The sequence below is a fragment of the Oleiphilus sp. HI0117 genome (genome assembly GCF_001635235.1).
Map to the genome: position 1 here is coordinate 1 of NZ_LWGA01001377.1, position 1,162 is coordinate 1,162.

The 1,162-nt window shown below is 46.9% G+C and carries 1 protein-coding gene; it reads left to right on the forward strand.

The annotated features are described in order from the left end of the window. The first annotated feature begins 173 nt into the window (after positions 1 to 173). Complete coding sequence (locus tag A3757_RS23545) at positions 174 to 914, forward strand: SDR family NAD(P)-dependent oxidoreductase (RefSeq protein ID WP_068552962.1); 741 nt, start codon at positions 174 to 176, stop codon at positions 912 to 914. Positions 915 to 1,162: the final 248 nt, after the last annotated feature.

Consider the following 1,162-nt stretch of genomic DNA (forward strand, 5'->3'; position numbering starts at 1 on the left):
CATAAACGAGAAGTCTAGACGATTAGAACTATTCATAGACTTACTGCTTTGTGAATCCCGCTTTGTTGCCTCCTTAATGATTTGGGCTTGGCTATTGTGCTAGGCTTTCGTCTGCACAATATATGAACTTCTCCATTTGAAGATGACCGCAGCAACTGTAGGGTAGGCTAGCAATGAATAAAACAATCGTAATAACCGGAGCCAGTGATGGTATTGGCAAGGCCTTGGCATGGGAGATGGCAAAGCGAGGTTATGATCTTGGTCTTAGCGCACGTAGAGAAACCCTGCTGCAATCATTAAAAGCCGAGATCCATAAAGCCTACCCTGAAGCAAGGATAGAAATAGCGCGGCTTGATGTCACTGATACTTCGCAGGTGGATGAGGTGATTAAGGGCTTTCAATCTTCTTTGGGGCGTTTAGATATGATCGTTGCTAATGCCGGGATTGCCCGCTCAGGCAAAGCCGAGATTGCCTCTTTAGATGACCAGCTCGCCGTAATCAATACTAATCTAAATGGTGCTATCGCTACCGTCAGGGCTGCGCTTAAAGCATTCCGGACCCAAGGTGGTGGGCATATTGTGGCAACCGCTTCCGTTGCGGGCTATCGAGGTTTACCAAGAAATGCTGCGTATTCTGCTTCAAAAGCGGGTTTGGCTACCTATATGGAGGCGGTTAGGCTGGAGACCTTAAATGACAATGTTGATGTGAGTGTCATTAACCCCGGTTTTATCGATACGGAAATTAACCGTAGTTTGCCCAGCAGGCCCTTTGTTATCAATGTAGAGCAGGGCGCTAAGCAGTTTGCCGATCTGGTTGAAAAGAAAGTTAAAGCTTCTACCCTTCCTCGAATGCCTTGGGCGATTGTTGCGCCTCTTATGCGTGTTTTACCGGATTCTCTGATTGCTAAAATGTAGTTTTGGTTACTAGTCACTTATGCGCTCGAAGGTCGCCGGGGTTGAACTGATCGGTGGGTGAATCTGGAGTGCGTGATGATCGTGAAATTGATTTATCTCATTGGCTGGTCGTGGCAGTGCCAGNCAGTCCTTCACCTTTGATGCTTCGATTAACAAAGGCATTCTATGGTGATAAATTCCACAATTAGGGTCGGCTTCGCATGTGAGGGTAACAAGCTGGAAGCCACCTGAGTTCAGTGGAAATAGTA